At 72.3% G+C, this 3,198-nt stretch carries 4 protein-coding genes; 3 read left to right on the forward strand and 1 reads right to left on the reverse strand.

The genetic code is table 11. The annotated features are described in order from the left end of the window. The 3 genes from SACHA_RS23035 to SACHA_RS0118435 form a co-directional block, all read left to right on the forward strand. Window positions 1-623 (forward strand): LysR substrate-binding domain-containing protein (locus SACHA_RS23035; RefSeq protein WP_019812148.1); only part of this gene is annotated, 623 nt, incomplete at its 5' end. A gap of 314 nt (window positions 624-937) precedes the next feature. After that, a complete protein-coding gene (locus SACHA_RS26360) occupies window positions 938-1,084 on the forward strand; it encodes a hypothetical protein (protein WP_019812149.1) in 147 nt (48 codons plus the stop codon). A gap of 188 nt (window positions 1,085-1,272) precedes the next feature. Next, window positions 1,273-2,103: an aldo/keto reductase gene (locus tag SACHA_RS0118435; protein WP_019812150.1), complete on the forward strand. Its 831-nt coding sequence runs from the start codon at window positions 1,273-1,275 to the stop codon at window positions 2,101-2,103. 112 nt (window positions 2,104-2,215) lie between these two features. On the opposite strand, the gene SACHA_RS0118440 is transcribed toward SACHA_RS0118435, so the two are convergent. Beyond that, window positions 2,216-3,055, reverse strand: coding sequence for an SAM-dependent methyltransferase (locus tag SACHA_RS0118440; RefSeq protein ID WP_039739748.1), 840 nt, complete (start codon window positions 3,053-3,055; stop codon window positions 2,216-2,218). Window positions 3,056-3,198 lie beyond the last annotated feature (143 nt).

Raw genomic sequence — 3,198 nt, forward strand, 5'->3', positions numbered from 1 at the left:
CGGCGGCGACGCTGCGGGACCGGCATCCCCGGCTGGGGGTGCGCGTCATCGAGGCCGAGCCCGCCCGCTGCTTCGACCTGCTGCTGGCCGGCGACGCGGACCTGGCGTTGCTGACCGCGACCGCCGACACCCCGCCGACCTCCGACACCCGGTTCGACCAGCGGGATCTGCTCGACGACCCGCTGGACCTGGTGGTGCCGGCCGGGCACCGGCTCACCGGACGGCGGACGGTCACGCTCGCCGACGCCGCCGACGAACAGTGGATCCTGGGCCGTCCCGGCAGCACCTATCACCAGCTGGTGCTCACGGCCTGCCTCGGCGCCGGGTTCACCCCGAACATCGCCCACTACGCCGACGAGTGGGACACCGGCACCGCCCTGGTCGCCCACCGGTTCGGCATCATCCTCGTGCCCCGCCTCGCACGGTTGCACGAGGACCGGCCGGTCGCGCGGATCCCGCTGCGGGGTGAACACGCGCCCGCGCGGCGGATCCTCGCCGCCACCCGGCGCGGCAGCCGGGACCACCCGCTGGTGACCGCCGCGCTGAGCACGATCAGGACCACCGCCGACGCCCTGCACCCGCCGCCGACGGCCTCCACCCCCGACGTCACTACGCGCGAGTGACCATGGTCGCGCTGTGTCGTTGTCCCTTCCTATGACGCACTCCCGGCGCGCCGGCGCGGCACCTTCCCGGAACAGGTCACCCCCGGACGTCCCCGGCGCGGCGAGGAGGGCACCGTGCCGGAGCTGAGTCGACGGGTCCCCCTGCTCGCCGGGGCGACGGCGGCCGCCGCGCGGGCACGCCGCATCGACACCCGGATCGGCGAGATCGCGGGCTTCGGCTCGGTGGAGCTGGACACCACCTCGCCCTGCCCCCCGAACACGTGGCACCCGTTGGGCGGTGCGTCGAGGGGCACGGTCTGTGACCGGCCGGCCGGGTGCGGGGGCAACTCGGGCTGTACGTGCTGGAGGGGTCCCTGCTTCCGGATACCGCCGCGGCGTGCACCCCGTCGATGACGATCGCCGCGGTGGCCGAACGGGCGACCGACGAGCTCCTCGCGCACGACGTCGGCACGGTGTTCTGACACGCACGGTTCCGACCCGCGCGGCCCACCCGGCACGCCCGAACCGCCGGAGGCGGATGGGCACGCGGTGCCCGCGGCGGGGAATGCGTGGGGCCGCTGATCCGTTCCTTGGAGCGGGGCCCACTCGCTGTGGTGACCCCACCCGTATCGAGGAACGTGAACCGACGGAAACGAGGACGGCACTGCCCATGGCACAGGTTCCGACCATCACCCTGAACACCGGCGCGGAGATGCCGCGACTCGGCTACGGCGTCTTCCAGGTCCCGGCCGACGAGGTGTTCGAGCCGACGCTGGAGGCGCTGCGAGCGGGCTACCGCAGCATCGACACCGCCACGATCTACGGCAACGAGGAGGGCGTCGGCAAGGCGATCGCCGCGTCGGGTGTGCCCCGGGAGGAGCTGTTCGTCACCACGAAACTGTGGAACGACAGCCAGGGATACGACAACACGCTGGCCGCGTTCGACGCCAGCCTGGCCCGTCTCGGCCTGGACTACGTCGACCTGTACCTGATCCACTGGCCGATGCCCGGCCAGGACCGGTACGTGGACACCTGGAAGGCGTTCGAGACGCTGCACGCCGAGGGCCGGGCCCGCGCGATCGGGGTGTCCAACTTCCACAGCACGCACCTGCGGCGCCTGTTCGACGAGACGAGCGTGGTGCCCGCGGTGAACCAGATCGAGCTGCACCCGAACCTGCCGCAGGCCGAGCTGCGTGCCTTCCACGCCGAGCACGGCATCGTCACCGAGGCGTGGAGCCCGCTGGGTCAGGGCAAGGGCCTGCTGGACGAGCAGACGTTGGTGTCGCTGGCCGACAGGCACGGCAAGACCCCGGCGCAGATCGTGCTGCGCTGGCACTTCCAGCTGGGCAACGTCACGATCCCGAAGTCGGCCACCCCGTCGCGGATCCGGTCCAACCTGGACATTTTCGACTTCGCGCTCAGCGAGGACGATATGGCCGCGATCGCGGCGCTGGACACCGGCGCCCGCGTCGGCCCGGACCCGGACGCCTTCGGCGCCTGAGCCGGTTCCACGCCGTCCGTTCGCGCTCGGGCGGAGCAGCCGCAGACCGCGCTGTTCCACCCGGGCGCGTCGCGTCCCGGCGTCGAACCCGGTCGCTGCGTCGCTGCGCGGTTCAGACCTTCTTGCCGACGCCGCCGTAGACGATGGCGTCGGTCTCGTTGCGTGGCACCGGCCCGTCGGGCCACCAGTCGGCGGCGGGCACCAGTCCGGGTTCCACCAGTTCCAGCCCGTCGAAGAACGACCGCACGTGGTCGTACTCGCGGAAGTAGCCCGAGTCCATGCCCTTGTCGCGGATGCCGCGGCGCAGCTCGTCGACCATCGCGCGGCCGGTGCCGTCCGGGTCGTCGGCCGCGGGCGGGTAGGTGATGTGGGTCAGGGACACGTAGCTGCCGCGCGGCAGCGCGTCCACGTAGGTCCGCATGATGTCGGCGACCGGGCGGGGTTCGTCCGGTTCGTGGTGCAGGGTGAAGCACTGGATCATCGCGATCGGCCGGTCGAAGTCGAGCAGCCGCCGCACCGCCGGGTCGTTCAGCAGCGTATCCGGGTCGGTGAGGTCGGCGGCGACGAACACCGACCGGTCGTTGTCCTCCAGCAGCGCCCGGCCGTGGGCCTGCACGGTCGGGTCGTTGTCGCTGTAGACGACGCGGGCCTCGGGGTTGAGCCGCTGCGCCACCTGGTGCACGTTGTCGTCGGTGGGCAGTCCGGAGCCGCAGTCGAGGAACTGGTCGATGCCGGCGTGGCGGGTCAGCCACCGCACGACGCGGCGCAGCCAGCGCCGGTTCGTCATCGCCGAGGCGTACGGGTCCTTGAAGGTGTCCTCGAGGAACTTCACCACCGCCAGGTCGGCGGCGTAGTAGTCCTTCCCGCCGAGCAGGTAGCTGTAGGCGCGGGCCACGCTCGGCGTGTTCGGGTCGATCGTCGCCACGTCCGGTGTGGTGTCGGCTGAGTCCACGGGTGTGATCCCCTGTTCGTTCGGTGTCCGGTGCCCCCCTGCGCGGATCATGATGGCGCACCGGCGCGCGGCGTGGGGGCGGAGTCGGTGAACGGTCGCGGAGTCGGTGAACGGTCGACGACCGCCTCCCGGCGGGCCGCCCG

Source organism: Saccharomonospora halophila 8, from assembly GCF_000383775.1.
Classification (GTDB): Bacteria; Actinomycetota; Actinomycetes; order Mycobacteriales; family Pseudonocardiaceae; genus Saccharomonospora; species Saccharomonospora halophila.

Bases quoted from the DNA above. Each gene is read 5' to 3' on its own strand.
- SACHA_RS0118435 (WP_019812150.1), top strand. From the start codon at position 1,273: ATGGCACAGGTTCCGACCATCACCCTGAACACCGGCGCGGAGATGCCG.